The following is a 24,036-nucleotide window of genomic DNA, read 5'->3' as shown; positions in this document are numbered from 1 at the left end:
GGTGAGCAACGCTAACGGAGCGGGCCTGACGACGGCGGTACAGTCACGCGCAGTTCGGTGATATGCCCTACGACGAACCGCAAAAGATGATCAGTCCCTCGATATACCCTTTCGGCACGTGCGAGCGCCTACCAGCTTCGGGCCGAAAGCACCGGAATGCCCCCTAGAATGATAGGTAAAGAAGGCTCCACCGCCTTAAAAGGAAGCCACCGACGCCCCTTCCCCTTGCGCCTGACCGTGCGCACGCGTACGAACGAACGCCCCGGCCAGCACTGACGCCGTGACCGCCGCAACGGCCCCCAGCATGAAAGCCAGGTGGTAGCCGCTATTGAGCGCAGTCACGCCATCGGCACCCGCAGCGGCCAGGCCTTCGGTACGCGCGGCCGCCAGGCTCGCCAGGATGGCCAGGCCCAGCGCGCCGCCCATCATGAACGACGTGTTGACCACGCCCGAGGCCAGGCCCGACTCATCCGGCGCAACGTCACTCATCGCGGCCAGCAGCACCGGGTTGAAGAGCACCCCCGCCCCCAGGCCCAGCAGCACCATGCCGGGCAGCACGTCCTGCACGAAGCTGCCGCCGACCGGCGCACGCGCAAACAGCACCAGCCCGGCCGCCGCCACCAGCAAACCCAGCGACAGCGGCGCGCGAATCCCGAAGCGCATCACCAGCCTGGCCGACAGCCCCAGCGAGAACGCCGCCATGATGACGCTGGCCGGCAGGAAGGCCAGCCCCACCTGCATCGCGCTGTAGTTCAGCACGCGCTGCATGTAAAGCGCCGAGATAAAGGACCACGCGAACAGCGCAGCCGCCCACAGCACACCCACCACGTTGGCCGTCGCCACGTTGCGCAGCGCGAACAGGCGCAGCGGCATGAGCGGATGCGACACGCGCGATTCGATCACGAGGAACGCGATCGCGAGCACGATGGCCATGCCCAGTTGGACAAGCGTCTGCGCGGACGTCCAACCGGCCTCGTTGCCGTGCACGACGGCGTACACAGCCAGCATCAGCGAGGTGGTAACGGCCATGGCGCCCGCCACATCCAGCCTGGCGCGATCGGCCGGCGGCTTCCCCGTCGGCAGCAGCGCCACGCACGCGGCATACACCGCCACGCCGATCGGCAGGTTGACCAGGAAGATCCAGTGCCAGCTCAATGCGCTCGTCAGCAGCCCGCCCAGCAGCACGCCGATGCTGCCGCCGCCCGCGCCGACGAACCCGTAGATACCCATTGCCTTCGCGCGGTCCGCCGGCGAGGTGAACAGGTTCATGATCAGCGACAGCGACACGGCCGACACCAGCGCGCCGCCCAGCCCCTGCATGGCCCGTGCCGTAATCAGCACGCCCTGCGAGTTCGCCAGCCCGCACGCTGCCGAAGCCAGCGTGAACAGCGCGATGCCGAGGAGAAACAGCTTGCGATGCCCGAACAGGTCGCCCAGCCGCCCACCCAGCAGCAGGAAGCCGCCGAAGGTCAGCATGTACGCGTTGATCACCCACACGAGCGAGGTTTCGCTAAAGCCCAGGTCCGCCCGGATGGACGGCAGTGCGACGTTCACGATGGTCGTATCCAGCACGATCATCAGCATGCCCAGGCAGAGCACGATGAGGGCAAGCCAGCGCTTGCGTTCGTCGATGCCATGCGTCATGGAACGGCTCCTTTCAGATGCTGCGCGGCTCAAGACCGCCAGCGGATTCGGAATACATTTCGACCGCGATCTCGCGCGGTTGGCATCGGTCGACGAAGGACCGGATCAACGCACCACACCCTTCGCGCGCAGTTCGCGACCGATGCGCGCGATTTCACGCTCGCCCTCGATCAGCGCCGCGGGGCTGGTGTGCACCGAGTAGCGGCCAAGGTGGAGATCGTGCGGATGCGGGATGGCCGAACCGAGCACGAAGCGCGCATCGGTCACGGCCTCGAATTCGATCGCCGCATCGGACGCGTCGAATACGGCCAGCTCACCGCTGTCGACCGGGTCCGGCGTGCGCAGGTTGCCGTCCATCACGGCGATCCAGCCGACCAGGCAGCCCTGCGGCGGCGCGTAGGTCCAGCGCTGGCCGGCCTTGAGTTGCACAATGAAATAGTTGACGCCCGGCGGTGCATCGATCGGGCTGACCGCATCGCCGCTACGGCCGAGCAGCACGCGCGCCGGGCCGTCCGACGGGATGTCGTCGACCGACAGATGCTGGCTGAACGCGGGAGCCAGTTCGCGCTCCGCCGGCAACGCAACCCACAGCTGGAAGGCCTTGATCGGGGGCTCGGCGGAGCCGGTATGCCAGACGCCACGGCCGGCGCTCATCCATTCGATGTCGCCCGGCGCCATCGTTCCTTCATGGCCGGTGGATTCGGCATAGCGGCCTCGCCCCTCGATCGCCAGGGTCAACGTGGCGATGCCCGAATGCGGATGCCAGCCGAACCCCTGCTGGCCGATCCCCTCCTGCGTATCGATGAGATCGAGAAAGACGAACGGCTTGATCATCGTGCCCGCGTCGGCGGGGCTGGCCATGCGGACGAGCGGCCCGTGCGCGTTGCCGCGCGTGCGGAAGATGACGTGACGGCCGACACCGGTAAGCGGGGTGGGCTGAGTTTGAATAACGGCATTCATCGGATGCTCTCCAGGTAATTGACTTGCCATCGATCAGGCATCGCTCAGATATCCGAATCGGTTTCCGCATAATTGAGGAAATAACCGGTGAACACGGTCAGCCCCAGATAGGCGAACGCCTCGGCCAGCTGCTCATCGCTCCAGCCCGCTTGTTGAGCGACCTTCCACGTGGCATCGGTGACCTTTCCCGAATGAGCGGCCGCTTCCCTGACCAGGTCGGTCAGCGCGTGGATCCTGGTGTCGCCCGTCGTGGCGCCGGTTCGCAGCGCGGTGATCTGCGCGTCGGTCCAACCGTTCATGCGGGCGAATCGACTGGCGATACCCATCATGTAGTCATTGCCGACCGTGCCGGCGATGGCGAGATTGAGTGCCCAGCTCACCTTCGGATCCAGGGTGCCGTGCTCGGCGATGACGGCACGCAGCGACGTGTACGCCGCCAGCACCGCCGGAGAATGCGCCATCTGGGCATGCAGGTTCAGCGGGCGTCCCGTCGGCGAAGACTGTGCAATTTTTTGCAGAAACGGGCGCGACGCATCGGGCGCGCCCTCGACTGTGTGGGTAGGAATCCGGCTCATGTGGGTTCTCCTTCGCGCAGATGCGTGTTCAGGCGGCGGCCGGCGTCGCGAAATTCGCTTTGGCCCATTCGGCGAACTTCGTCGGCGGCTGACCGGCGACCTGGTTGGCGAGCGCGATCGCGTCGCGCGAATCCGAGCCGAGATACGTGTGCGCTTCGAAGTAGGCGAGCATCGCCGCGATACCGGCGGCGCCCGGGAACCAGCCGGCAAAAACCTCGCGCGGGACTTGCCTGAACGAAAGCCCGTTTCCCTGACGATTCAGGATGTCGATGATTTCGTTGAAGCTCAGGAAATCGCCGACAAGCGGCAAATGCTCACCGTGCCCCGCGAGTTCCGGGTGCGCGAACGCGCCCGCCACGATGCGGCCGAGTTCAGTGATGTCGCCCATATGAATGGCCCGTCGCTCGGGATCGAGCGGCAGCGCCCAACCCGAGGTGCCATCCGCCTGTTTCTGCGGCGCCATGACGCCGAGCAGGTTTTGATAGTAAAACGAAGCAATCACGAACGTGTGGTGGGCAAATCCGGCTTCGCTCACGATACGCTCGACCTTCGCCTTGGCCGTGAAATGCGGGACGTCGATCTTGCCGCCGCTGATCGCCTCCACGTTCGGGAGCGTCGACCAGATGAAGTGCAGCACGCCGGCGTGTTTCGCCGCGTTGACGGCGGCGAGCGCCTGCGCGGGTTCGTCCGCACCGGCTTCCCAGGCGTTGGTCACCACGAAAGCGCCGTGTGCGCCGGCAAACGCTGCTTCGAGCGTTTCCGGACGATTGAAATCCGCCAGAACGACTTCGTCACCCAGTGTCGGATGCTCGGCCGGATTGCGCGTCAACGCGCGCACTTTGAATCGACCGCTCGCCTGCAGCGCGCGCACGACGGCGCCGCCTTGCTGGCCGGTTGCGCCGACGACGGCGATGAGCTTCGGGGTATTCGACATGGTTTCTCTCCAGTGAGGATGGTGCCGGGGCGATGCCCTTACGCAGCGAGCGCGGCGGCCTCTTTCTTCGCCGATGCCATGGCCCCGCTGCGTGCCTCCGGCCCCATCGCGACACCTTCCGCGCGAATGAAAGTGACATCCGTAATGCCCAGAAAACCGAAGGCCGCATTCAGATAGGTTTCCTGATGATCGAACGACGCGGCGGGCGAGCCTTCGCTGTAAACGCCGCCGCGCGACGAGACGACGATCAGCTTCTTGCCGCCGCACAGTCCGACCGGGCCGTGCGCCTCATAGCGGAACGTCTTGCCGGCGATCGAGATGCGGTCGATCCAGGCCTTCAGTTGAGAAGGCACGCCGAAGTTGTACATCGGTGCGCCGATGACCACGATGTCGGCTGCCAGGAACGCGTCGAGCGCGACCTGGCCCATCGCGACGTCGGACTTCAACGCATCGTCGACCGGTGCGCCTTGCGCGGCGGCGAGGTGTGCGGCTGTCAGATGGCCGATCGGCGTAACGGCGAGGTCGAGCCGGGTGACCTCGATGTCGGCATGGCGGCTCCGGAAGGTCGCGACGACATCCGCCGACAACTCACGGCTGACGGAGCCTTGCCCGAGGATGCTGGAATCGACGTGTAGCAGTTTCATGAGACTTCTCCGAATAGGGTGACTTGACAGCAGGCCGGAAGCGGCCGCCTGCTGTGTGACACCTCAAGTATGGGGATGGAGGACGTCTCACACTAGATGGCAAAATAGGATTTGATTAATCCATTTATGGAGAAATACCATGCTCGATCTGAATGATCTGGCGATGTTCGTCCAGGTCGTGCGCGCCGGCAGCTTCTCCGAGGCGGCGCGGCGTCTGCGCATGCCGGCCAATACGCTGAGCCGACGCATCGATCAGCTCGAAGGGCAACTCGGCACACGCCTGCTGCACCGCTCGACACGCAAGCTCGCGCCGAGCACGGAAGGCCAGGCGCTGTTCGATCGCTATGCGCCGGCGCTCGACCAGATCCTCGAGATCGGGCGGCTCCATGCGGACGAGCAGGCACCGTCCGGCTCGGTTCGCGTCGCCGCGATGGCCGGCCTGTTCGAATTCTTCAACATGGAATGGCTGGTCGAGTTCTACGCACGATATCCGCACATCAGCGTCGACTTTCTGCTCGACGATGCGCCGACCGATCTGATCGCCGAGCGCGTCGATCTGGCCCTGCGCATGGGCATCGAGACCGGTAGCGGCTTCAGAGCACGTCGGCTGGCGCCGACTGCGATGATCCTGTCGGCCAGTCCGTCTTATCTGGAACGGCGCCCCGCGCCCCGCACGCTGCGCGAGCTGGCCGAGCACGACTGCCTGACGATTTCCAATCGCCAGGGCCGCAACACGTGGCGTCTGCAGGGGCCGCGCGGCAGTCAGGAAGTGACGATCAACAGCCGGTTCTCGGTCAACGACATGCGCGTGCTGGCGCAGGCTTGCGTAGCCGGGCTGGGGATTGCGCTGCTGCCGCAGTTGATCGTCGAGCCGATCATCGCGCAGGGGAAACTGGTGCGGGTGCTGCCGAGCTATCGGCGCGCGAGCACCAGCTTCGGCCTGCAGCTCGTCTATACGAGCCGCCCGCCGGTGCCGCCCGCGGTCGCTGTCGTCGCCGAATTTCTTTTGGAGAAACTGGGCGACACGATGACGAACCCGTCACAGCACCATGCCGACCGATAACGCAACGCGTCCCATTCGCGTCGAGCCAGCTTCCCTCTTCCGGCTCGAGCGCGATGCCGCTCCCCATCACGTGAACGATCCGCCGGATTCCGACGACGCGCGAAGGCACGAGGCTTCGCGCATTTCAGTCCGCGCCGCCGTGATCGCGACACCCGCATCCGGTGCCATGCGCATGTCCGCGCCGATCGTCCCACGCGGAGCCGAGAATGATCTCGCAGAAGTTCGCCCGCTTGTAGGTCGGGTCGCGCAGCGCGAGCACGTCGGCCTTCACGTTGCCGAACGTCGTCTCCGGCTTGCGGATGGTGCCGCCGGCGAACGCGTCGATGATGTCGTTCTTGAACGTCTCGGCGCGCGGATGCGCGTCGACGACCTGAACGCGCTGCGCCTGCGTGAATGCGTCGTACGCGATGCCAAGCACGTCCATCTCGACGCCCGCCGTCACGAGCGCGACGACCGGCTTCATATGCTTCGGAATGCCTGGCGTCGTGTGCAGCGCGATCGACATCCATACCTGCTCGATGTCGTAGTCGCTCGCGCCATGCCGCGCGAGAAAGTCGCGCGCCGCGTTCGCGCCGTCGACTTCGAAGCGTTCCGTCTTGCTGCTGTAGGCCTCGACGAGGCCGACGTCATGGAACATCGCGCCGATATAGAGCAGTTCGGGATCGTACTCGAGCCCGTCGCGCTCGCCGGTCAGCGCGCCGAACAGAAACACGCGGCGCGAGTGGTGATAGAGAAGATCGGATTCGGTGTCGCGAACGAACTCGGTTGCCGCGCGCGCCATCGCGCTGTCGGGGATCTTGATGCCGGCGATTGTCGTGCTCATGGTGGGAAGTCCTCCGGGATAACGGAGCGCCTGCGGTCGACGTGCGTTTGATATGCTGCTCGACCAGGCGCCCCGGCGTTGTCGGTGCAATCGAGTATTCGCGAACGCGCGGCGGTCGACAACGCACGACGACCGTCGAAGACTGCCAATCGCACGACGTTTGCTGCCGCCGAAATCGGATGCTCCCACCGCTTCCGCTTCCACTTGCAACGGAGCGCATGATTCGAGGCCCCGCAACCATGAGATCCGTGGCGATTGCGATTTTTCCCGGCGTGCAGGCGCTCGATGTCGCCGGTCCGATCGACGTCTTCTCGGAAGCCAACGGCTTTCTCGCGCCCGGCGACCATTACGCGGTGACGCTGCTCGCGGCGACGCGGTCCGCATTGCGCGCGTCGAACGGCATGACGCTCGTGCCGGATGCGACGTTCGATGCAGCATTCGATCCGACGTTCGATGCGATGCCCGACGCCGCGCCGGATGAAAGCGCGCGGACTTTCGATCTGGCGCTCGTGGCGGGCGGTCCGGCGCTACCCGACGCGCCGCCGGATCCGCCATTGACGGCCTGGCTCACCGGCGTGGCGTCGCACTGCGAGCGCTATGGGTCGATATGCACGGGTGCGTTCGCGCTGGGCCATGCGGGGCTGCTCGACGAACGCCACGTGACGACGCACTGGCAACACGCGCAGCAACTGGCGGACCGGTTTCCGCGTGCGCGCGTCGACTTCGACCGGATCTATCTGCGCGACGACCGGCTCGTGACGTCCGCCGGCGTGACGGCCGGCATCGATCTTGCGCTCTCGCTCGTGGCCGAGGACCACGGCGCACGCACGGCGCTCGCCGTGGCCAAGCGCCTCGTCGTGTTCGCCCAGCGGCAGGGCGGGCAGTCGCAGTTCAGCCCTTATCTGACGGCGCCCGCCGACGATACGTCACCGATCGCCAAAGTGCAGGCGCACGTGATGGCAAACATTCGCGGCGCGTTCACGGTTCGACAGCTCGCCGACGTGGCGGGCATGAGCGCACGCCACTTCGCCCGCGTTTTCGTTCAGGAAACGCATGTGACGCCGCACGAGTTCGTCGAGCGTGCGCGCCTCGACGCGGCGCGGCAGATGCTCGAGAGCGGCGATGCGCCGCTGAAGGCGGTCGCGTGGGAAAGCGGGTTCGGCCACGCGGACCGGATGAGAACCGTGTTTGCGAAACGCCTCGGCGTCACGCCGCAGCAGTATCGCGAGCGGTTCCGGCGCGAGGCCGACCGTCACGCGCCCTCATAAACCGTCCGCGCCGGCCAGTTCAGCGTATTGAACGCCGCCGCGCTATTGTTGACGGTGGGCGCGGCCGCCGGCGCGATCGGCATCGCATGCGGGCACGGATGCATCTCGCTCGCCTTGCGCGGCTGCGTGAGCGTCAGCAGCGCCGACAGATCCGACGCGCTCGCGAAACGATCGCCCAGGAGCAGCGGCGGATTCACGCGCAACGCGATCTTCGCGAGCGTCTTCCCGATCGACAGATGATCGTGGAACGCGTGATCGATCGTCGCCTGCTTCACGTACGGCGACACGACGATCGCGGGCACGCGAAACCCGTACCGGTCGAAGCGGAAGCCGCGCTGCGTGAGCGCGGTCGGCGCGACCGGCTTCAGCACGGGCATGTCCGGCACGTGCTCGCGTGTCGGAATCACGTGATCGAAGAACCCGCCGTGCTCGTCGAACACGATCAGCAGAACGCTCTCCTCCCAGTACGGCGACGCGAGAATCGCGTTGTACATCTGCTCAACGAGCGCCTCACCCTTGCGCACGTCGCCGCACGGGTGCATCGATTCACCGTTGCGAAAGCTGCCGACCGGATCGTACGTCGGCTCGATGAAGACGAAGCGCGTGCCGTCGCCGAGGCGGCCGCCCTGCAGCGCATTCACGAGCTCGACGTGATGCAGGAAACGCGCCGGATGCGCGTCCACGCCACGCAGCGACCACGACTGCGGCAAGTCGCCGTGCGCGACGAGCCATTCGTCCGGCGTCAGGCGCGTGAGCAGCGAATCGCTGCCGTTGCCGAACTTCGAGCCGTCGAACAGGCTCGCCGCGACCGTCGTCGTGTTGCTCGGCGAATGGTCGAGCCCCCACGACGTGCCCGCGAGCGCGAAGAAGCGGTTCGGCCAGGTCGGCCCGGGCATCGACGCGAACCAGCGGTCGCACACCGCGAACTGCTGCGCAAGAAAATTCAGCACCGGCAGCTGATCCGGCGTGAAGCCGCGCATGCCGGTCGCGACGTCGTAGCCGTGCAGCGCGAGATCGCACGCGAAGCCGAGGTCGTTCGCGGTCGCGGCGAGCGGCGGATACTGGCCGCCGGCCAGATTCGCCGCATCCTTCGCGGCCTGCGTCAGATACGCCTGCGCGTTGGCCGGGCCGCACATCTGCACGAGCGTGTCGGAAAACTCGTGGCCCGGATCGAACGCGAGCCGGAACGGCGCGCCCGGCGCGACCGCGTAACGATGGCCGGTCGCGTCCGCGTTGCCGAGCGCCGGCTTGCCGACGAGCCCATCCGCCTGCGTCGCGACGCCGTCCGGCGTCCAGCCGCGGAAATCCGACCAGCCGAACAGGTTGTCGTACGAGCGATTCTCCAACATCAGCACGAACAGCTTCTTGATCTTCTGGATCGCCGACATCGCAGCCCCCGCGGCCGGTTACTTGAACGCGTCCGCGAACTTGTTCGCGCCGTACGGCAGGAACATCGCGGCACCCGACGCGAAAAACGTCCATGCCTTGTTCGCGTCGTCGATCGGCTGGCCGTTGCAGAGCGCCCAGACCACGTAGAAGCCGACGCCGATGAAGAACGCGCTGAAGACGATCAGGCCCATCAGCGCGATGAGCCGCGACGCGCTCGGGACCATCGGCGGCCGCTGCCCCGCTGCCGGCGGCGGCGTGCCGTCCGGCAACGCGGCCTCCTCCGACAGCGCGAGACCGAGATCCCAGTTCTGCTTGCGCAGCGTCTTGATCACGATCATCCAGCTGATCACCAGCATCGCCGCGATACCGATCATGACCGCCAGACGGGAGCCGTCGCCCATCGGCACCGCATGCGCCGCGCCCGGCTGCGACGCCGGTGCGCCGGCTGTAGCCGACGATGCGGCTGCGGACGCGGGCCCGTCGTCCGCGAGCGCGACCTGCCACCCGGTGATGCCCCACAACACGCATGCGTCCCGCACGCGCCGAAGGTCCGGCCAATGCCGCGTGCGGCGCGCGCGCGCGCATTCACAGCCGTGATGCGTCCCGTCCATGCCGATCCCCCGTCTTGTTCTCGCTCGCGCGAAACGCGGTGCCCGGTTCATTCCTGCGTGGAAGTGTGCATGGAACCCGCGTCGCGGCGCCAGCCGGCCGAATGGCCAACGCGCGTCGCGCAGCCTCCATGCGTCATGCGGCGCAATCGTCGGAGATAATCAACCACGTCGCCATAATGGAAACGTGCTATTGACCATCATTTCGCAGAGGAATCTAATCAGTGGTTGTTCAGTTACGCGTCCGCTGCAGCGCGGCGAGGTCCGGCGGGCACACGCTACTGCGCGACCGCCTGCTTCACCTCCTTCGACGCGTGCCACACGCGATACCGCACGTCGAAGCCGTCAGGCACGTACACGACGAGCGGCAGCCGGCTGTTGTAACGCAGCAGCTCGCCGCCACGCACCTGCACGAAGCGCTCCGCGCTCGCCTGCCCCGGGCAGGCCATCATCGTCGACACCGGCCCCGTCACGCGGCCGAGACGGTAGTACGTATAGCCCCAGCCCTGCACGGTCCCGGCCGTGAGCTCGCCGCCGAACGCTTGCGCGTTGCAATCGGTCACGATCGTCTTGCCGATCATCAGCTCGACGCGCGCATCGGCCTCGTCGTCGCGCGCCGGCAACGCGACGACCATCCGCCGCTCGCCGGCGGCAGGCTGGGGATACATCTTCAGCGACTCGGCGGATGCCGCGGCGCCGGACGTCGGAGCGGCCACGCAGGCGGCCACGGTCGTCACGCAGACAACCACCAGCGCGGCCCGGAACGCGAAAGTCATCGACATGCTCCTGCAGGATGGACAGCCCCGCATGTTAGCAGTCGCGGCGCGGCGCGGCCTGCCCGCGGGCACTCACCAGGCCGACGGCTGCGGCTGCGCGTAGCACGGCACGTACGCGTGCCGATAGTTGTCGTAGCAGTACCCGGACGGCTGCCCGCCGTATGCGCCGCCGCCCTGATACTGCGCCTGCTGATAGCCGGGGGCGTCGTACGGCGGCTGGTAGGCGGGCGCTTGATAGGCCTGCGGCTGATACGCGGGCGGCGGGTAGACCGGCGCCTGATACACGACCGGCGGATTCAGCGCGGACGACACGATCGCGCCGAGCACCGCACCGCCGATCAGCGCGCCGACGATCGCGCCGCCGTTCCCGTCGTGCGCGGACGCCGGCCCGGCAACGGCCAGCGAACCGGCGAGAATGCCTACTGCTGCGATCTTCTTCATCATGATGCGCTCCCTGCGAAGTGGTACGGCATGCGCTGCATTGTGGATGCCCTCGTCCGTAATAGATGCAGCAAGTGGTAACGCCCGATTACCGCGTTCGACGGCCACATCCACGTCCGGTGCCTGCGCCCAGTGCCTGCGCCCCGTGCCCGTGCCCGCGCCCGAAACATGCGCGCGACGTGCTACGATTTTCGCGATCAAGGAGCCCCCCCGATGCATCCGGAAACCGCCCATCGCTTCGATACCGAATTCGCCCCCCGCATCGCGCGCACGATCGCCGAACTGCACGCCGGCCACGTCCGGACGGAAGTGATCCCGTACGGCGGTCACGGCCATCCGACGCAGGTCCGCATCCACGCCACCGCACACGAGCACGCGCACGGCTACACGCATCCGCTGAACATCGAGATGACCTGGGACACCGACGAGATCGAGCGGCTGATGGGCGCCGACGGCGAGCGGCGCTTCGCGCGCTATCTGGCCGCGCTGCCCGCGAAGCTCGACGCGTGGCAGACCGCGCGCGACCTCGATCTCGGCTCGCGCACGCAGGCGGATCCGCTCGTGCTGCTCGGCGGCCTCGACTTCGAAGGATGACGCGGCACGCCGCCGCCCCGCGCCGGCCCACGACGTAATTCGCGGGCCGGTGATACACTCGACCGGCCCGCGCCGGCCACCGGCGCCCGTCATCCCACCGACCCCTACGAAGGAGGCACCATGGCTGAATTCCGGCTCTGGACCGACGCATTCGCGGCAAACGGCTTCATGCCGAAAGCACAGGAATACAACCACGCGGGCTTCGGCGTCGACGGCGGCAACGTGTCGCCCGCGCTGCACTGGGAAGGCGCGCCCGCCGGCACGAAGAGCCTCGCGATCACCTGCTACGATCCGGACGCGCCGACGGGCAGCGGCTTCTGGCACTGGATCGCGGTGAACCTCCCGGCCGACGCGACCGGCGTCGCCGAGGGCGCCGGCGCGGCCGGCGGCGCCGCGCTGCCGAAAGGCACGGTGCAGGTGCGCAACGACTACGGCGACGAAGGTTTCGGCGGCGCCGCGCCGCCGCGCGGCGACAAGCCGCACCGCTACATCTTCCGCGTGCACGCGCTCGGCGTCGACAGCCTGCCGGTCACGCCGGACACTACCAATGCGGTCGCGCGGTTCATGATTCACCTGAACCAGATCGCGAGCGCCGAATACATCGGTCTCTACCAGTTGAAGTAACCCGGCCGGCCAGACGCTCCTGCCCGGCCGACGCTTCGTCCCGGCCCGCCCGAAGATGGTTGCGCGCGCAACCGCACGGGCGGCGCGCCGGCCCCGCTCACCCCATCGCCCCGCCATGAACGCCGATTCCGGCCTGCCGCTTCCGCAACGCTACTGGGCGATCCTCTGCGTCGCGCTCGGTGTCACGCTCGCCGTGCTCGACGGCGCGATCGCGAACGTCGCGCTGCCGACGATCGCGCACGACCTGCACGCGTCCGACGCCGCGTCGATCTGGATCGTCAACGCATACCAGCTCGCGGTCACGATCTCGCTGCTGCCGCTCGCGTCGCTCGGCGACCGGATCGGCTACCGGCGCGTCTACATCGCGGGGCTCGCGCTCTTCACCGTGGCGTCGCTCGGCTGCGCGCTCTCGACGTCGCTGCCGTCGCTCGCGCTGATGCGCGTGATCCAGGGTTTCGGCGCGGCCGGCATCATGAGCGTGAATTCCGCGCTCGTGCGGATCATCTATCCGACGTCGATGCTCGGGCGCGGCATCTCGATCAACGCGATGGTCGTCGCGCTGTCGTCGGCGGTCGGGCCGACGGTTGCGTCCGCGGTGCTGTCGCTCGCGCCGTGGCCGTGGCTCTTCGCGATCAACGTGCCGATCGGCATCGCCGCGGTCGCGGGCAGCCTGCGCGCGCTGCCGGCCAATCCGCTCCACGACGCGCCGTACGACATCCCGAGCGCGCTGATGAACGCGTGCGTGTTCGGGCTGCTGGTGATCGCCGTCGACGGCTTCGGCCACGGCGAACGCGCGGGCTTCGTCGCCGCGGAGCTGACCGGGGCGATCGTCATCGGCTACTTCTTCGTCCGCCGGCAGTTGTCGCAAACCGCGCCGCTGCTGCCGGTCGACCTGATGCGGATTCCGCTGTTCGCGCTGTCGATCAGCACGTCGGTCGCGTCGTTCACGTCGCAGATGCTCGCGTTCGTCGCGCTGCCGTTCTGGCTGCAGGGCGCGCTCGGCTTCTCGCAGGTGCAGACCGGCCTCTACATGACGCCGTGGCCGCTCGTGATCGTCGTCGCGGCGCCCGTCGCGGGCAGGCTGTCCGACCGCTATTCGGCCGGCATCCTCGGCGGCGTCGGGCTCGCGCTGTTCGCGGCCGGGCTGCTGTCGCTCGCGACGGTCGGCGCGCATCCGGACACGATCGGCATCGTCTGGCGGATGGCGCTCTGCGGCGTGGGCTTCGGGCTGTTCCAGTCGCCGAACAACCGCGCGATCCTGTCGTCGGCGCCGCGCGCGCGCAGCGGCGGCGCGGCCGGCATGCTCGGCACCGCGCGGCTCAGCGGCCAGACGCTCGGCGCCGCGCTCGTCGCGCTGATCTTCGGTGTCGCGCCCGACCACGGGCCGACGCTCGCGCTATACGTCGCCGCCGCGTTCGCCGCGGTCGCGGCCGTCGTCAGCATGCTGCGGATCGCATCACCGGCGCCGCCGCACGCGTAAAGCGCAGCGCGGCGCGGCGCGGCGCGGCGCGGCGCCGGCAGCGTCACGCATCCTGATCGACGCCGAGATCGCGCTGATAGTCGAGCCCTTCGGGGCGGGCGCCGCCCTGATTGTGATCGCCGTCGGATGGGGGGCCGCCGGCAGGCGGAGAGACCGGCGGAGAGACCGGCGGAGAGGCCGGCTGAGAAGCGGGCTGAGAAGCGGGCTGAGAAGCCGGCGCATCCGGCCGCGGCGGCGCGTGGTCGTCACGGGTGTCGGGGTTCGGGCGCGCGGATCGCCGGGCGCGGCGCATAACAGGATGTCTCATGTTCGGAGCGGCGCCAGGGCCGCGTTCGCACTGTTCACATCTCAGAGTCTATGGTCCGCGCCGCACGCGTCAAGGCGTGCATTTTCGACAATTTGTAACGTTACGACCCCGTACGCACCGTCTGTCAGACAATATCGCGCGTGCGCGCCGGGCCCCGCCTCCGTCATTTGTCAATTGCTTGCCTTTTTCGTCCGATGATTGGGCGACAATGGCCGGGCGTCCGCACCGCCGCTCCGAAGACAATGATCGCTCAGGGATGAACATTCGTATCGACTCGCCGCTTCGTACCGTGCACACCGTGCGTATGGTACGCATCGCGCTCGCCGGCGTCGCAATCGCCGTCGCGCTATCCGGCTGCAATTCGTTCTACAGCGAAGGCGCCGCGGCCGGCGCCGGCATCGCGGGCGCCGCGGTCGCCTCGAAGGTCACGAAGAACGCCGCGGTCGCGACCGGCATCGGCCTCGGCGCGGTCGCCGGCGCACGCGCGGGCGTCCAGTACACACAGCGCGTCGCGCACCACTACACGCAGCAGCAGATCGCGAACGCGGCCGGCCCGCTCGACGTCGGCGGCGTCGCGCCGTGGTCCGCCACGCACTCGATGCCGATCGAGGACGACGAGCGCGGCCGCGTAACCGTCAGCCGCCTGATCAGCGTCGGGCCGCTCGACTGCAAGGAAATCGTGTTCGCCGTCGACACGCCGGCCAAATCCGACGCGCCCGCCCAATCGGCGTTCTACGTCGCGACGATCTGCCGCGACGGTCCGCAATGGAAATGGGCGTCGGCCGAGCCCGCGACCGAGCGCTGGAGCCCGCTCCAATGAGCGTCGCGCGCGCCGTCGCGTACGTCGCGGTGCTGTGCGCGGCCGGCGTCTCGCTGTCCGGGTGCGGCTCGGTCGGCGCGGCGAGCGGCGCGCTCGCGGGCGCGGCGACGGGCCTCGTGACCGCGAATCCGGCGGTCGGAATCGGCGTCGGCATCGCGGTGCAGGCGGCCACCGACGAGGCGGTCATCCGGACGATGCGCCAGCTCCACGAAAATCAGCAGAACGCGATCGCGCGGACGGTGGGTCGCCTCGCGGTCGGCGAGGTCGGCCCGTGGCACGTCAGCAACACGCTGCCGCTCGAAAACGGCGAAGGCGAGGTGCGCGTCACGCGCGCGTATTCGACGCCGCTCGCACTCTGCAAGGAATTCGCGTTCTCGATGAAGGACGGCGCGCAAGAGAGCTGGTATTTCGCGAACGCATGCCAGCAAGGGCAGTACTGGAAATGGGCGTCGGCCGAGCCGGCCGTCGAGCGCTGGGGGAATTTGCAGCAGTAAGCGCGCGACGGCACGACCGCACGACGCCCGCCGGTTCGGGCGGGCGCGATTTTTAGGGGCTGTCGGGTTTTGCGAGCCGCCGCCGGGCGCGACGGCCCGGCAACGCGGCGGCGGATCAGGACTCGACGTCCTCGAGGCTGAAGATCTCGGTCTGGTCGTTGTACGAGAAGATCTCGCCGTAGCGGCCCCAGTCGATCACCACGTCGAGCGTCTCCTCGGCCGCGCTGTCGGACAGGGAATCCTCGAGCTCCTGCTCGAAGCGCACGCGCGGCGCGCGATGGCCGGGCCGCTCGTTCAGCACCTTCTTGATCCGCGCGGCGAGCGGCACGTGCCGCAGCAGATGCTCGGCGAACATCATCTTGCGCTCCTGCGTGCCGAACTCGGCGAACACGCGCGCGGGCGGCGTCAGGAACACGTCCCCTTCGCGCACGTCCGCGAAGCCGAGGTATTGCAGCGCTTCGGCGATCGGGAACAGATCGTCGACTTCCAGATGCAGCGAACGCGCGATCTCCGGCATATCCGCGCGGCCGTGGTAAGGCGGCGCCGCGAGCGTCTCGATCAGGCCCGCCATCAGGTTGGTCGACACGCGCGGCAGCCAGCTGTCGAGCTCCAGCCCCTTCTTCGTCGCGCCGCCGATCTGGCGCGCGGTCATCTTCGCGTAGATGTCGTCGACGAGGCGGCGGAACGCCGGATCCAGACGATTGCGCGGATGCTTGAACGGCACCTTGATCTCGGCGATCACGCGGCCCGGGTTCGACGACAGCACCAGAATCCGGTCGCACATGAACACCGCTTCCTCGATGTTGTGCGTGACGATCAGCACCGACTTGATCGGCATCCGGCCCTGCGTCCACAGATCGAGCAGGTCGGTGCGTAGCGTCTCGGCGGTCAGCACGTCGAGCGCGGAGAACGGTTCGTCCATCAGCAGCAGCGTCGGGTCGACGACGAGCGCGCGCGCGAAGCCGACGCGCTGCCGCATCCCGCCCGACAGCTCGCGCGGATACGCGTTCTCGAAGCCGTCGAGACCGATCAGATCGATCGCCGCGAGCGCGCGTTCACGCCGCTCGCGCGCGCCGACGCCGAGCGCCTCGAGGCCGGCCTCCACGTTCTGCAGCACCGTGAGCCACGGAAACAGCGCGAACGTCTGGAACACCATCGCGACGCCCGCGGCCGGGCCGTCGAGCGGCTGGCCGAGATACGTGACTTCGCCGCCCGTCGGCTCGATCAGCCCGGCGATGATCCGCAGCAGCGTCGATTTGCCGGAGCCCGAGCGGCCGAGCAACCCGACGATCTCGCCCTCGCGCAGCGACAGGTTCGCGCCGTCGAGCACGAGCAGCTCGCCCTGCGTCTTGTTGAAGCCGCGGCTGACGTTGTCGACGCGCAGGATCTCGTCGCCGGCGCGCGGCGGCATCTGAACGGGGGCGTTCACGGCATTCGGATTTTGCATCGCGTTTCGCTCTCAAACGGTGTCGGTCAGGGTGTCAGTCAAGCCGCAGCTTCGCCTCGGCGAACGCGTACAGCGGGCGCCACAGCAGGCGGTTGAACAACGTGACGAACAGGGACATCACCGCGATGCCCAGAATGATCTTCGGATAGTCGCCGGCGGCGGTCGTCTGCGCGATGTACGCGCCGAGGCCGTGCGCCTCGATCTTCGTGTCGCCCCACTGCACGAATTCCGACACGATGCTCGCGTTCCATGCGCCGCCCGACGCGGTGATCGCGCCCGTCACGTAATACGGGAAGATACCCGGCAGGATCGCCTGGCGCCACCACTGCCAGCCGCGGATCCGGAAATTGGCCGCCGCCTCGCGATAGTCGTTCGGATAGGCGGTCGCGCCGGCGATCACGTTGAACAGGATGTACCACTGCGTGCCGAGCACGATCAGCGGCGACAGCCAGATGTCCGCGTTCAGGTGGAACTTGACGATCACGATCACGAACACCGGGAACAGCAGGTTCGCCGGGAACGCTGCGAGGAACTGCGCAATCGGCTGCGCCTTCTCGGCGATCGCGGGCCGCAGGCCGATCCACACGCCGATCGGCACCCAGATCACCGACGCGAGCGCGATCAGCACCATCACGCGCAGCAGCGTGATCAGGCCGAGCACGAACACGTGGCCGACCTCGGCGAACGTGACGCCGGTCGACACGTAGCTGACGACGCGCCACACGACATAGGCGGTGCCGGCGAGCACGAGGATCGCCCACGCGACGTCGGCCGCGCGCGACGCCTTCTTCTCGACGCGCGGCAGCGTGAAGCGCACCTTGCCCGACGGCAGGCGCAGCGGAATGCGCGCGGCCTTCGCGAGCAGCCAGCCGGCCGGCACGAGCAGCTGGTGGATCAGCCGCGTGCGGCGCACGAGGTCGAGCAGCCACGATTCGGGCGCGTCGCCCGAGCTCGTGTTCTCCATCCTGAACTTGTCGGCCCATGCGACGAGCGGGCGGAACAGCAGCTGGTCGTACGCGAGAATCACGATCGTCATCGCGAGGATCACCCAGCCGATCGCGCCGAGGTTCTTGTCCGAGATCGCCTGCGCGAGATATGCGCCGATGCCGGGCAGCGTGATCGTGTTGTTGCCGACCGTGATCGCCTCCGACGCGACGACGAAGAACCAGCCGCCGGACATCGACATCATCATGTTCCAGATCAGGCCCGGCATCGAGAACGGCACTTCGAGCTTCCAGAAGCGCTGCCACGCGGTCAGGTGAAAGCCGCGCGACACTTCGTCGAGATCGCGCGGCACCGTGCGCAGCGACTGATAGAAGCTGAACGTCATGTTCCACGCCTGGCTCGTGAAGATCGCGAAGATCGCGGCGAGCTCGGCGCCGAGCACGCGGCTCGGGAACAGCGCGAGGAAGAACGTGACCGTAAACGAGATGTAGCCGAGCACCGGCACCGACTGCAGGATGTCGAGGATCGGAACCAGCACCATCCCCGCGCGACGGCTCTTCGCGGCGAGCGTGCCGTAGACCAGCGTGAACGCGAGCGACGCGACCATCGCGGCGAGCATCCGCAGCGTCGTGCGCAACGCGTATTCGGGCAGCATCGACGGGTCGAGCGAGATCGCCTGGGTCTTCAGCGTCGCGATCGGCGCCATCGTCTGGTGAAAGCCGACGATCGCCATCGCCAGCACGCAGATGATCAGCGGAAACGCGACGAAATCCCAGCGGTTCGGCAGGACCCGCCACGTGGAGCCGTTGGCGAGCCGGTTCGGATCGAGTCCGATGTCCATCAGGCGCCCTCCCCGGCGAGATCGTACGAATCGAAGAATGAGACCGGCAAACGAAGTTGATTCATGGCAAAGCGCGCGCGCGCGGGTTTTCGTGCGGGTTTTCGTGCGAGTTTTCGTGTTCACTCACGGCCGGACGCGCGCGCCACGGCCGGCCAGACCGGCTCCGCGACGGCACGACACTACTACAACCACTGTTTCAGGCACAACCACCCGGATCCGCCGACGCCATGCGCGCCGCGCGGGTGAGCGGGCCGGGCGCGAAGCGGGCGGGCTGAGCGGACCGACTGAGCAGGCCGACTGAGCAGGCCAACCAAGCGGGCGCACGCGAATCGGCCTCGCTGCCGCCCGGCCGGCGTGCGAGGCGGCATTATGCCGCGATCCGGCCCGGCCGTGAACCCGCCGCCGGGCAGGTTTCATCAAAGGCACGACACCGTTAAGCGGTTATGATCGAGGCTCGCCCCACGTGGATTGATCGATTGACGACCGGGAGAGAGGAATGGCAGGAAATTTGGTGATCGTATGCCGTGACCAGGAAGCCGACGCGTTCGCCGAGCTGATGCAGGAATACGGGTCGTTCCAGACGCGGCTGTCGTCGACGGCCTGGTACCTGAGCATGAACATCGTGCCGGAATCGCTGCAGGACGAAATTCTCGACCGCCTCGGCAAATACACGACGCTCTACATCTTCGAGGCGAGCAGCGTGACCTACAACACGATCGACAGCAACGCCGCCGAGACGCTGAGCACGCTGTTCGGCGAATGACGCCGGTGCGCAGTGCCGGCGCGGGCCGGCACTGCGCGGCATGAGCCGCGGCGCCCACCCGGCCGCGATGCCGGCCGCCGCACCTATCTTTTAGCTTCTCGCCCCGCTCAATCCGCCGGCTGGCCCGGCTCGGGCTTCGGCACCGCATCGAACGGGAAGATCATCGCGACGCGCAGCCCGCCTTCCGGCTGATTGCCGATCTCGCAGTCGCCGCCGACGCGCTGGACCAGCCGCTCGACGATCGCGAGGCCGAGCCCGCTGTGCCCGTTGCCGCCGCGCGCCGGATCGAGCCGCACGAAAGGCCGCGTCGCCGCCGCGAGATCGCGCGGCGCGATGCCGTTGCCGCGATCGCTGACCGCCAGCACATAGCCGGTCGACGTGCGCTCGGTCTCGACGACGACGGGCGGCGCGCCGTACGCATGCGCGTTATCGAGCAGGTTCGACAGGATCCGGTCGAGCGTCGCGGTCGGCAGCCGGAACCCGGCGCCCGCCGCGAGCCGGCTCTGCACCGTCGGCGCGTTCGGCGCGACCGCGCGATACGTGCGCGCGATCCGCTCGCACGCCTGGTCGACCGGCACCGGCTCGCTGCGGTCGGCGCCGCCGTGCGCGAACACGAGGAACTGGTCGACGATGTGCGACATCGAGTCGACGTCGCGCACGACGCCGTCGCGCAGCCGCGCGTCGTCCATCATCTCGGCGCGCAGTCGCATCCGCGCCAGCGGCGTGCGCAGATCGTGCGCGACGCCGGCGAGCATCACCGCGCGGTCGTTCTCCGCGCGCGACACCTGCTCGACCATCTGGTTGAAGCCGCGCGTGAGCTGGCGCAGCTCGCGCGGGCCGCGCTCGCGCAGCGGCGGCACCGGCTGGCCGCGGCCGAAGCGCGCGACCGCGCGCACGAGCGAGCGCAGCGGCTGCTGAAGCTGCCACGCGGCGAACAGCGCGGCGATCACGGCCGACGAGAAGATCGTCGCGAGCCAGAGCATCATCCGGTCGCGCGGGCGCGGCGGTCGCAGCGGCTGCACCGGCACGACGATCCAGTTCGGGTCCGACGGCTCCCGGACCCACAGCACCGGCGGCCGGCCCGACGCGCCGATCTCGACGTGCGTGCCGGCCGGCATCCGCTCGCTCACGTCGTCGCGAAAACGCTTGAGCGCCGCGGGTAGATCCGCGCCGTCCCCGTGCGGCACGTCGGCGCTGCCGGGCGACACGATCCGCACCCGCGACGGCAGCGGCAAGTCGGGCGTGCGCGCGACGTGCTGCCGCACCGCTTCGACGAGAAATGCGGCCTCCTCGACCGCGTACCGCGTCTGCATCTGGTTGCGCTCGAGGCGCATCGCGAAATACCACGCGAAGTGCGACAGCAGCAGCACGCCGACGACGAGCAGCGCGAGCCGCCCGAACAGCGAATCAATGGGCTTGCGCATGAGCCTCGCCGTCGGGCACGAACACGTAGCCGCGCCCGCGCACCGTCTGGATGAAGCGCGGCGACGACGGATCGGTTTCGAGAATCCGCCGCAGACGCCACACCTGGACGTCGATGCCGCGGTCGGTCCCGTCGTACTCGGGCCCGTGCAGCAGCTCGAGCAGGCGTTCGCGCGTGAGCGTGCGCAGCGCGTGGTTCACGAAGATCTTCAACAGCGCGAATTCGCTGCTGGACAGCGTCGCCGGCTTGCCGTCGATCGACAGCGTGCGGGCCTGGAAGTCGAGCACGAAGCGGCCGAACGCGAACGGTTCGCGCTGCTCGGGCGCGGCCGCCGACGGCGTCGCGCGGCGCCGGCGCAGCACCGCCTGGATCCGCGCGAGCAGCTCGCGCGGGTTGAACGGCTTGCCGAGATAGTCGTCCGCGCCGAGCTCGAGGCCGACGATCCGGTCGACGTCGTCGGCGCGCGCGGTCAGCATGATCACCGGAATGTCGTCGCCGGCGGCACGCAAATGGCGCAGCGCGGTCAGGCCGTCGACGCCGGGCATCATCAGGTCCAGCACGATCAGGTCGGGGCGCTCGCGCTCGAGACGCTTCTCGAGCGTGGCGGCGTCGTGCAGCACGGACACTTCCATGCCCTGGCGCACGAGGTAGTCGCGCAACAGGTCGCGCAGTTCTTGGTCGTCGTCGACGATGAGGATCTGGGTAGTCATGGCTCGGAGTTTACCGTGCGAGGCGGTCGTAAAATCGCAACAAATCGGTGAAAGGGTTACTGCGGGTTACCGCGCAAGGAAGTCGTAATGCCCGGTAATCCCGCTGACCGGCCGCGTAACACCGCGCGCCGGAGCCGTCGCTAACCTGCGTCTTACCGGATCGACGAACGGCAACGACCGCCGCCGCCGGACCTTTCGACTCAGGAGTATCTGAAATGTATAAGAAGACGTCCCGTGCGGCCATCGCTGCCGCCGCCGTACTCACGCTCGCCTTCGGCGCCGCCCGCGCCGCCACCCCGTCCGACGCGCCGCCCGCCGCCGGGCAGGAAATGCACCACCAGATGCACGACCACGACGGCGGCCCGTTCGGCGCGATCCGCCGCCTGCACGACCAGCTCAAGCTGAGCGCCGCGCAGGAGCAGCAATGGCAGAGCGCGGTCAACACGATGAAGCAGAACCACGAAGCGATGCGCAAGAGCCACGAGGCGCTTCATCAGCAGATGAAGGCTCAGCAGAACCAGCCGATCCTCGACCTGAACGCGCTGCACGCGGCGCGCCAGCAGGCCGAGCAGCAGAACGCCCAGTTGCGCGAGCAGAGCGAGGCCGCGTGGCTCGCGTTCTACAACGGCCTGAACGACCAGCAGAAGACGATGGTCAGCACCGCGCTGAAGCAGCAGTTCGCGAAGATGGAGCAGCGCACGAGAAGATGAAGGAGCGCTGGGAGCAGCATCGCGCGGCGAAGGGCGCGTCGGCGCCCGCGGCGCAGTAAGCGCCGCCGCTAGCCGGCGGCGGTCGCGGCCGGACGCGGCGCGGGGCTTTGCGGCCCCGCGTCCGCGCCGCTTCCCCGCTTCCCCGCTTCCCAGCTTCCCCGCCTTCCCCATCACCCGCCACCCGCCCCGCGACGCCACCGTCGCCCCGCCCCGCCTCAACGGCTCGCTCCGCCGCATGCGATTCGCTGCTGCCCGACCATCGCGTTCGGGTAAAATATCGCGCTTTTGGCGCCCGCGCGTCGACCACGCGCCGCCGGGCGCCATCGGGGACGACATATGTTTCTTCAAGGTTACGGTCCGCTGATCCTCGCCGGCACCTGGCAGACCGTCAAGCTGGCGGTGCTGTCGCTCATGCTGTCGTTCCTGCTCGGGCTGATCGGCGCGGGCGCGAAGCTGTCGCGCAATCGCGTCGCGCACGGCCTCGGCACCGTGTACACGACGCTGGTCCGCGGCGTGCCCGACCTCGTGCTGATGCTGCTGCTGTTCTACAGCCTGCAGATCTGGCTGAACAACCTGACCGACGCGCTGAACTGGGATCAGATCGACATCGATCCGTTCCTCGCCGGCGTGCTCGTGCTCGGCTTCATCTACGGCGCGTACTTCACCGAGACGTTCCGCGGCGCGTTCCTGTCGGTGCCGCGCGGCCAGCTCGAGGCGGGCAGCGCGTACGGGATGACGAACTGGCAGGTGTTTACGCGGATCATGTTCCCGCAGATGATGCGCTTCGCGCTGCCGGGCATCGGCAACAACTGGCAGGTGCTCGTGAAATCGACCGCGCTCGTGTCGATCATCGGCCTCGCCGACGTCGTGAAGGCTTCGCAGGACGCGGGCAAGGGCACGCTGAGGTTCTTCTTCTTCACGGTGGTTGCGGGCGCGGTCTATCTGGCCATCACCACGCTCTCGAACTTCGTGCTGATCTGGCTCGAGAAGCGTTATTCGACCGGCGTTCGCAAGGCGGACCTATGATCGAGCTGATTCACGAATACTGGCGCAACTACCTCTACACCGACGGCTACCGGATCACCGGCCTCGCGGTCACGCTGTGGCTGCTCGTCGTGTCGATCTCGATCGGCTTCTGCCTGTCGGTGCCGCTCGCGGTCGCGCGCGTGTCGAAGCGCAAATGGCTCGCGGGCGCGGTGTGGCTGTACACGTACGTGTTCCGCGGCACGCCGCTGTACGTGCAGCTGCTGCTCTGTTACACCGGCATCTACAGCCTGCAGGTCGTGCACGACACGCCCACGCTGAACGCGTTCTTCCGCGAAGGGATGAACTGCACGCTGCTCGCGTTCGCGCTGAACACGTGCGCGTACACGACCGAGATTTTCGCGGGCGCGATCAAGGCGACGTCGTACGGCGAGATCGAGGCCGCGCGCGCGTACGGGATGTCGACGTTCACGATGTATCGCCGCGTGATCCTGCCGTCCGCATTGCGCCGTGCGCTGCCGCTGTACAGCAACGAGGTGATCCTGATGCTGCACGCGACGACGGTCGCGTTCACCGCGACGGTGCCGGACATCCTGAAGATCGCGCGCGACGTGAACTCGGCGACGTACATGTCGTTCCATGCGTTCGGCATCGCCGCGCTGCTGTATCTCGCGGTGTCGTTCGCGCTCGTCGGGCTGTTCCGGCGCGCCGAGCAGCGCTGGCTCGCGTATCTGCGCCCGCAGGGCAAGTAAGTTTTCTCAGGTTTTCA

The 24,036-nt window shown here is 67.9% G+C and carries 25 protein-coding genes and 1 pseudogene; 11 read left to right on the top strand and 15 right to left on the bottom strand.

Annotated elements, in window-relative coordinates:
* Window positions 1-195: 195 nt before the first annotated feature.
* The 5 genes from HZI36_RS05775 to HZI36_RS05755 all read right to left on the bottom strand — a co-directional run bounded on the left by HZI36_RS05775 (window position 196) and on the right by HZI36_RS05755 (window position 4,757).
* On the bottom strand, window positions 196-1,644 hold the full coding sequence (locus HZI36_RS05775) for a DHA2 family efflux MFS transporter permease subunit (protein WP_179401671.1): 1,449 nt from the start codon (window positions 1,642-1,644) through the stop codon (window positions 196-198).
* A gap of 105 nt (window positions 1,645-1,749) precedes the next feature.
* The gene (locus tag HZI36_RS05770; protein ID WP_179401670.1) at window positions 1,750-2,604 is read right to left on the bottom strand and encodes a pirin family protein; all 855 of its coding nucleotides are present in this window, start codon (window positions 2,602-2,604) and stop codon (window positions 1,750-1,752) included.
* 44 nt (window positions 2,605-2,648) lie between these two features.
* Complete coding sequence (locus tag HZI36_RS05765; RefSeq protein WP_179401669.1) at window positions 2,649-3,179, bottom strand: carboxymuconolactone decarboxylase family protein; 531 nt, start codon at window positions 3,177-3,179, stop codon at window positions 2,649-2,651.
* Between the two features lie 28 nt (window positions 3,180-3,207).
* Complete coding sequence (locus HZI36_RS05760; protein WP_179401668.1) at window positions 3,208-4,113, bottom strand: NmrA/HSCARG family protein; 906 nt, start codon at window positions 4,111-4,113, stop codon at window positions 3,208-3,210.
* Between the two features lie 38 nt (window positions 4,114-4,151).
* Window positions 4,152-4,757, bottom strand: coding sequence for an FMN-dependent NADH-azoreductase (locus tag HZI36_RS05755; RefSeq protein ID WP_179401667.1), 606 nt, complete (start codon window positions 4,755-4,757; stop codon window positions 4,152-4,154).
* A gap of 139 nt (window positions 4,758-4,896) precedes the next feature.
* Between HZI36_RS05755 and HZI36_RS05750 the strand changes: the two genes are divergently transcribed.
* Window positions 4,897-5,820, top strand: a complete 924-nt coding sequence (locus tag HZI36_RS05750) for a LysR family transcriptional regulator (protein WP_179401666.1) — start codon at window positions 4,897-4,899, stop codon at window positions 5,818-5,820.
* Window positions 5,821-5,944: 124 nt separating this feature from the next.
* On the opposite strand, the gene HZI36_RS05745 is transcribed toward HZI36_RS05750, so the two are convergent.
* Window positions 5,945-6,643: an HD domain-containing protein gene (locus HZI36_RS05745; RefSeq protein WP_179401665.1), complete on the bottom strand. Its 699-nt coding sequence runs from the start codon at window positions 6,641-6,643 to the stop codon at window positions 5,945-5,947.
* A 239-nt stretch (window positions 6,644-6,882) separates the two neighbouring features.
* On the opposite strand from HZI36_RS05745, the gene HZI36_RS05740 reads away from it, so the two are divergent.
* A complete protein-coding gene (locus HZI36_RS05740; RefSeq protein WP_179401664.1) occupies window positions 6,883-7,911 on the top strand; it encodes a GlxA family transcriptional regulator in 1,029 nt (342 codons plus the stop codon).
* On the opposite strand, the gene HZI36_RS05735 is transcribed toward HZI36_RS05740, so the two are convergent.
* The 4 genes from HZI36_RS05735 to HZI36_RS05720 form a co-directional block, all read right to left on the bottom strand.
* Complete coding sequence (locus tag HZI36_RS05735) at window positions 7,896-9,299, bottom strand: alkaline phosphatase family protein (RefSeq protein WP_246326977.1); 1,404 nt, start codon at window positions 9,297-9,299, stop codon at window positions 7,896-7,898. The genes HZI36_RS05740 and HZI36_RS05735 overlap by 16 nt on opposite strands.
* 18 nt (window positions 9,300-9,317) lie before the next feature.
* Window positions 9,318-9,839, bottom strand: a complete 522-nt coding sequence (locus tag HZI36_RS05730; protein ID WP_179401663.1) for a hypothetical protein — start codon at window positions 9,837-9,839, stop codon at window positions 9,318-9,320.
* Between the two features lie 347 nt (window positions 9,840-10,186).
* Entirely contained in the window at window positions 10,187-10,684 is a 498-nt protein-coding gene (gene eco / locus HZI36_RS05725; RefSeq protein WP_179401662.1) for a serine protease inhibitor ecotin, read from the bottom strand.
* A gap of 72 nt (window positions 10,685-10,756) precedes the next feature.
* Window positions 10,757-11,125 carry a hypothetical protein gene (locus tag HZI36_RS05720; RefSeq protein ID WP_179401829.1) on the bottom strand — a complete coding sequence of 123 codons (369 nt, stop codon included), beginning with the start codon at window positions 11,123-11,125 and terminating at the stop codon, window positions 10,757-10,759.
* Between the two features lie 213 nt (window positions 11,126-11,338).
* On the opposite strand from HZI36_RS05720, the gene HZI36_RS05715 reads away from it, so the two are divergent.
* The 3 genes from HZI36_RS05715 to HZI36_RS05705 all read left to right on the top strand — a co-directional run bounded on the left by HZI36_RS05715 (window position 11,339) and on the right by HZI36_RS05705 (window position 13,823).
* On the top strand, window positions 11,339-11,719 hold the full coding sequence (locus tag HZI36_RS05715) for a DUF5594 family protein (protein WP_179401661.1): 381 nt from the start codon (window positions 11,339-11,341) through the stop codon (window positions 11,717-11,719).
* Window positions 11,720-11,839: 120 nt separating this feature from the next.
* Complete coding sequence (locus HZI36_RS05710; protein WP_179401660.1) at window positions 11,840-12,343, top strand: YbhB/YbcL family Raf kinase inhibitor-like protein; 504 nt, start codon at window positions 11,840-11,842, stop codon at window positions 12,341-12,343.
* 115 nt (window positions 12,344-12,458) lie between these two features.
* Complete coding sequence (locus HZI36_RS05705) at window positions 12,459-13,823, top strand: MFS transporter (protein ID WP_179401659.1); 1,365 nt, start codon at window positions 12,459-12,461, stop codon at window positions 13,821-13,823.
* Window positions 13,824-13,866: 43 nt separating this feature from the next.
* Here HZI36_RS05705 and HZI36_RS26920 read toward each other — a convergent pair whose 3' ends face one another.
* Window positions 13,867-14,130 (bottom strand): hypothetical protein, encoded by a 264-nt coding sequence (locus HZI36_RS26920; protein WP_246326975.1) that lies wholly within the window; start codon window positions 14,128-14,130, stop codon window positions 13,867-13,869.
* A 256-nt stretch (window positions 14,131-14,386) separates the two neighbouring features.
* On the opposite strand from HZI36_RS26920, the gene HZI36_RS05700 reads away from it, so the two are divergent.
* Window positions 14,387-14,950, top strand: coding sequence for a hypothetical protein (locus HZI36_RS05700; RefSeq protein ID WP_179401658.1), 564 nt, complete (start codon window positions 14,387-14,389; stop codon window positions 14,948-14,950).
* On the top strand, window positions 14,947-15,444 hold the full coding sequence (locus HZI36_RS05695; protein WP_179401657.1) for a hypothetical protein: 498 nt from the start codon (window positions 14,947-14,949) through the stop codon (window positions 15,442-15,444). Before HZI36_RS05700 ends, HZI36_RS05695 begins: the two co-directional genes overlap by 4 nt.
* A 115-nt stretch (window positions 15,445-15,559) precedes the next feature.
* Here the strand turns inward: HZI36_RS05695 and HZI36_RS05690 are convergent, their stop codons facing one another.
* Both HZI36_RS05690 and HZI36_RS05685 read right to left on the bottom strand, forming a co-directional pair.
* A complete protein-coding gene (locus tag HZI36_RS05690; RefSeq protein WP_179401656.1) occupies window positions 15,560-16,891 on the bottom strand; it encodes an ABC transporter ATP-binding protein in 1,332 nt (443 codons plus the stop codon).
* A 34-nt stretch (window positions 16,892-16,925) separates the two neighbouring features.
* A complete protein-coding gene (locus HZI36_RS05685; protein ID WP_179401655.1) occupies window positions 16,926-18,677 on the bottom strand; it encodes an ABC transporter permease in 1,752 nt (583 codons plus the stop codon).
* Between the two features lie 496 nt (window positions 18,678-19,173).
* On the opposite strand from HZI36_RS05685, the gene HZI36_RS05680 reads away from it, so the two are divergent.
* Window positions 19,174-19,440: a double-stranded DNA-specific endonuclease gene (locus tag HZI36_RS05680; protein ID WP_179401654.1), complete on the top strand. Its 267-nt coding sequence runs from the start codon at window positions 19,174-19,176 to the stop codon at window positions 19,438-19,440.
* Window positions 19,441-19,547: 107 nt separating this feature from the next.
* Here the strand turns inward: HZI36_RS05680 and HZI36_RS05675 are convergent, their stop codons facing one another.
* Both HZI36_RS05675 and HZI36_RS05670 read right to left on the bottom strand, forming a co-directional pair.
* Window positions 19,548-20,864, bottom strand: a complete 1,317-nt coding sequence (locus HZI36_RS05675; RefSeq protein ID WP_179401653.1) for an ATP-binding protein — start codon at window positions 20,862-20,864, stop codon at window positions 19,548-19,550.
* Entirely contained in the window at window positions 20,848-21,573 is a 726-nt protein-coding gene (locus HZI36_RS05670; RefSeq protein WP_179401652.1) for a response regulator, read from the bottom strand. The genes HZI36_RS05675 and HZI36_RS05670 overlap by 17 nt, the downstream gene beginning before the upstream one ends.
* 215 nt (window positions 21,574-21,788) lie before the next feature.
* On the opposite strand from HZI36_RS05670, the pseudogene HZI36_RS05665 reads away from it, so the two are divergent.
* The 3 genes and pseudogenes from HZI36_RS05665 to HZI36_RS05655 all read left to right on the top strand — a co-directional run bounded on the left by HZI36_RS05665 (window position 21,789) and on the right by HZI36_RS05655 (window position 24,019).
* Window positions 21,789-22,342 (top strand): annotated as a pseudogene (locus HZI36_RS05665) (Spy/CpxP family protein refolding chaperone).
* Window positions 22,343-22,619: 277 nt separating this feature from the next.
* Window positions 22,620-23,309, top strand: a complete 690-nt coding sequence (locus tag HZI36_RS05660) for an ABC transporter permease (RefSeq protein WP_179401651.1) — start codon at window positions 22,620-22,622, stop codon at window positions 23,307-23,309.
* Complete coding sequence (locus HZI36_RS05655) at window positions 23,306-24,019, top strand: ABC transporter permease (RefSeq protein ID WP_179401650.1); 714 nt, start codon at window positions 23,306-23,308, stop codon at window positions 24,017-24,019. The genes HZI36_RS05660 and HZI36_RS05655 overlap by 4 nt, the downstream gene beginning before the upstream one ends.
* The last annotated feature ends 17 nt before the right edge of the window (window positions 24,020-24,036 follow it).

This window comes from Burkholderia guangdongensis (assembly GCF_013403875.1).
GTDB lineage: Bacteria > Pseudomonadota > Gammaproteobacteria > Burkholderiales > Burkholderiaceae > Burkholderia > Burkholderia guangdongensis.
The sequence above is the reverse complement of the archived record's forward strand: the minus strand, read 5'-3'. Positions and strand labels throughout refer to the sequence as shown.

Excerpts from the sequence above, each read along its gene's own strand:
- HZI36_RS05775 (WP_179401671.1), bottom strand. The coding sequence starts at position 1,644 with ATGACGCATGGCATCGACGAACGCAAGCGCTGGCTTGCCCTCATCGTG.
- HZI36_RS05770 (WP_179401670.1), bottom strand. The coding sequence starts at position 2,604 with ATGAATGCCGTTATTCAAACTCAGCCCACCCCGCTTACCGGTGTCGGC.
- HZI36_RS05765 (WP_179401669.1), bottom strand. The coding sequence starts at position 3,179 with ATGAGCCGGATTCCTACCCACACAGTCGAGGGCGCGCCCGATGCGTCG.
- HZI36_RS05760 (WP_179401668.1), bottom strand. The coding sequence starts at position 4,113 with ATGTCGAATACCCCGAAGCTCATCGCCGTCGTCGGCGCAACCGGCCAG.
- HZI36_RS05755 (WP_179401667.1), bottom strand. The coding sequence starts at position 4,757 with ATGAAACTGCTACACGTCGATTCCAGCATCCTCGGGCAAGGCTCCGTC.
- HZI36_RS05750 (WP_179401666.1), top strand. The coding sequence starts at position 4,897 with ATGCTCGATCTGAATGATCTGGCGATGTTCGTCCAGGTCGTGCGCGCC.
- HZI36_RS05745 (WP_179401665.1), bottom strand. The coding sequence starts at position 6,643 with ATGAGCACGACAATCGCCGGCATCAAGATCCCCGACAGCGCGATGGCG.
- HZI36_RS05740 (WP_179401664.1), top strand. The coding sequence starts at position 6,883 with ATGAGATCCGTGGCGATTGCGATTTTTCCCGGCGTGCAGGCGCTCGAT.
- HZI36_RS05735 (WP_246326977.1), bottom strand. The coding sequence starts at position 9,299 with ATGTCGGCGATCCAGAAGATCAAGAAGCTGTTCGTGCTGATGTTGGAG.
- eco (WP_179401662.1), bottom strand. The coding sequence starts at position 10,684 with ATGACTTTCGCGTTCCGGGCCGCGCTGGTGGTTGTCTGCGTGACGACC.
- HZI36_RS05720 (WP_179401829.1), bottom strand. The coding sequence starts at position 11,125 with ATGAAGAAGATCGCAGCAGTAGGCATTCTCGCCGGTTCGCTGGCCGTT.
- HZI36_RS05715 (WP_179401661.1), top strand. The coding sequence starts at position 11,339 with ATGCATCCGGAAACCGCCCATCGCTTCGATACCGAATTCGCCCCCCGC.
- HZI36_RS05710 (WP_179401660.1), top strand. The coding sequence starts at position 11,840 with ATGGCTGAATTCCGGCTCTGGACCGACGCATTCGCGGCAAACGGCTTC.
- HZI36_RS05705 (WP_179401659.1), top strand. The coding sequence starts at position 12,459 with ATGAACGCCGATTCCGGCCTGCCGCTTCCGCAACGCTACTGGGCGATC.
- HZI36_RS26920 (WP_246326975.1), bottom strand. The coding sequence starts at position 14,130 with ATGAGACATCCTGTTATGCGCCGCGCCCGGCGATCCGCGCGCCCGAAC.
- HZI36_RS05700 (WP_179401658.1), top strand. The coding sequence starts at position 14,387 with ATGAACATTCGTATCGACTCGCCGCTTCGTACCGTGCACACCGTGCGT.
- HZI36_RS05695 (WP_179401657.1), top strand. The coding sequence starts at position 14,947 with ATGAGCGTCGCGCGCGCCGTCGCGTACGTCGCGGTGCTGTGCGCGGCC.
- HZI36_RS05690 (WP_179401656.1), bottom strand. The coding sequence starts at position 16,891 with ATGCAAAATCCGAATGCCGTGAACGCCCCCGTTCAGATGCCGCCGCGC.
- HZI36_RS05685 (WP_179401655.1), bottom strand. The coding sequence starts at position 18,677 with ATGGACATCGGACTCGATCCGAACCGGCTCGCCAACGGCTCCACGTGG.
- HZI36_RS05680 (WP_179401654.1), top strand. The coding sequence starts at position 19,174 with ATGGCAGGAAATTTGGTGATCGTATGCCGTGACCAGGAAGCCGACGCG.
- HZI36_RS05675 (WP_179401653.1), bottom strand. The coding sequence starts at position 20,864 with ATGCGCAAGCCCATTGATTCGCTGTTCGGGCGGCTCGCGCTGCTCGTC.
- HZI36_RS05670 (WP_179401652.1), bottom strand. The coding sequence starts at position 21,573 with ATGACTACCCAGATCCTCATCGTCGACGACGACCAAGAACTGCGCGAC.
- HZI36_RS05660 (WP_179401651.1), top strand. The coding sequence starts at position 22,620 with ATGTTTCTTCAAGGTTACGGTCCGCTGATCCTCGCCGGCACCTGGCAG.
- HZI36_RS05655 (WP_179401650.1), top strand. The coding sequence starts at position 23,306 with ATGATCGAGCTGATTCACGAATACTGGCGCAACTACCTCTACACCGAC.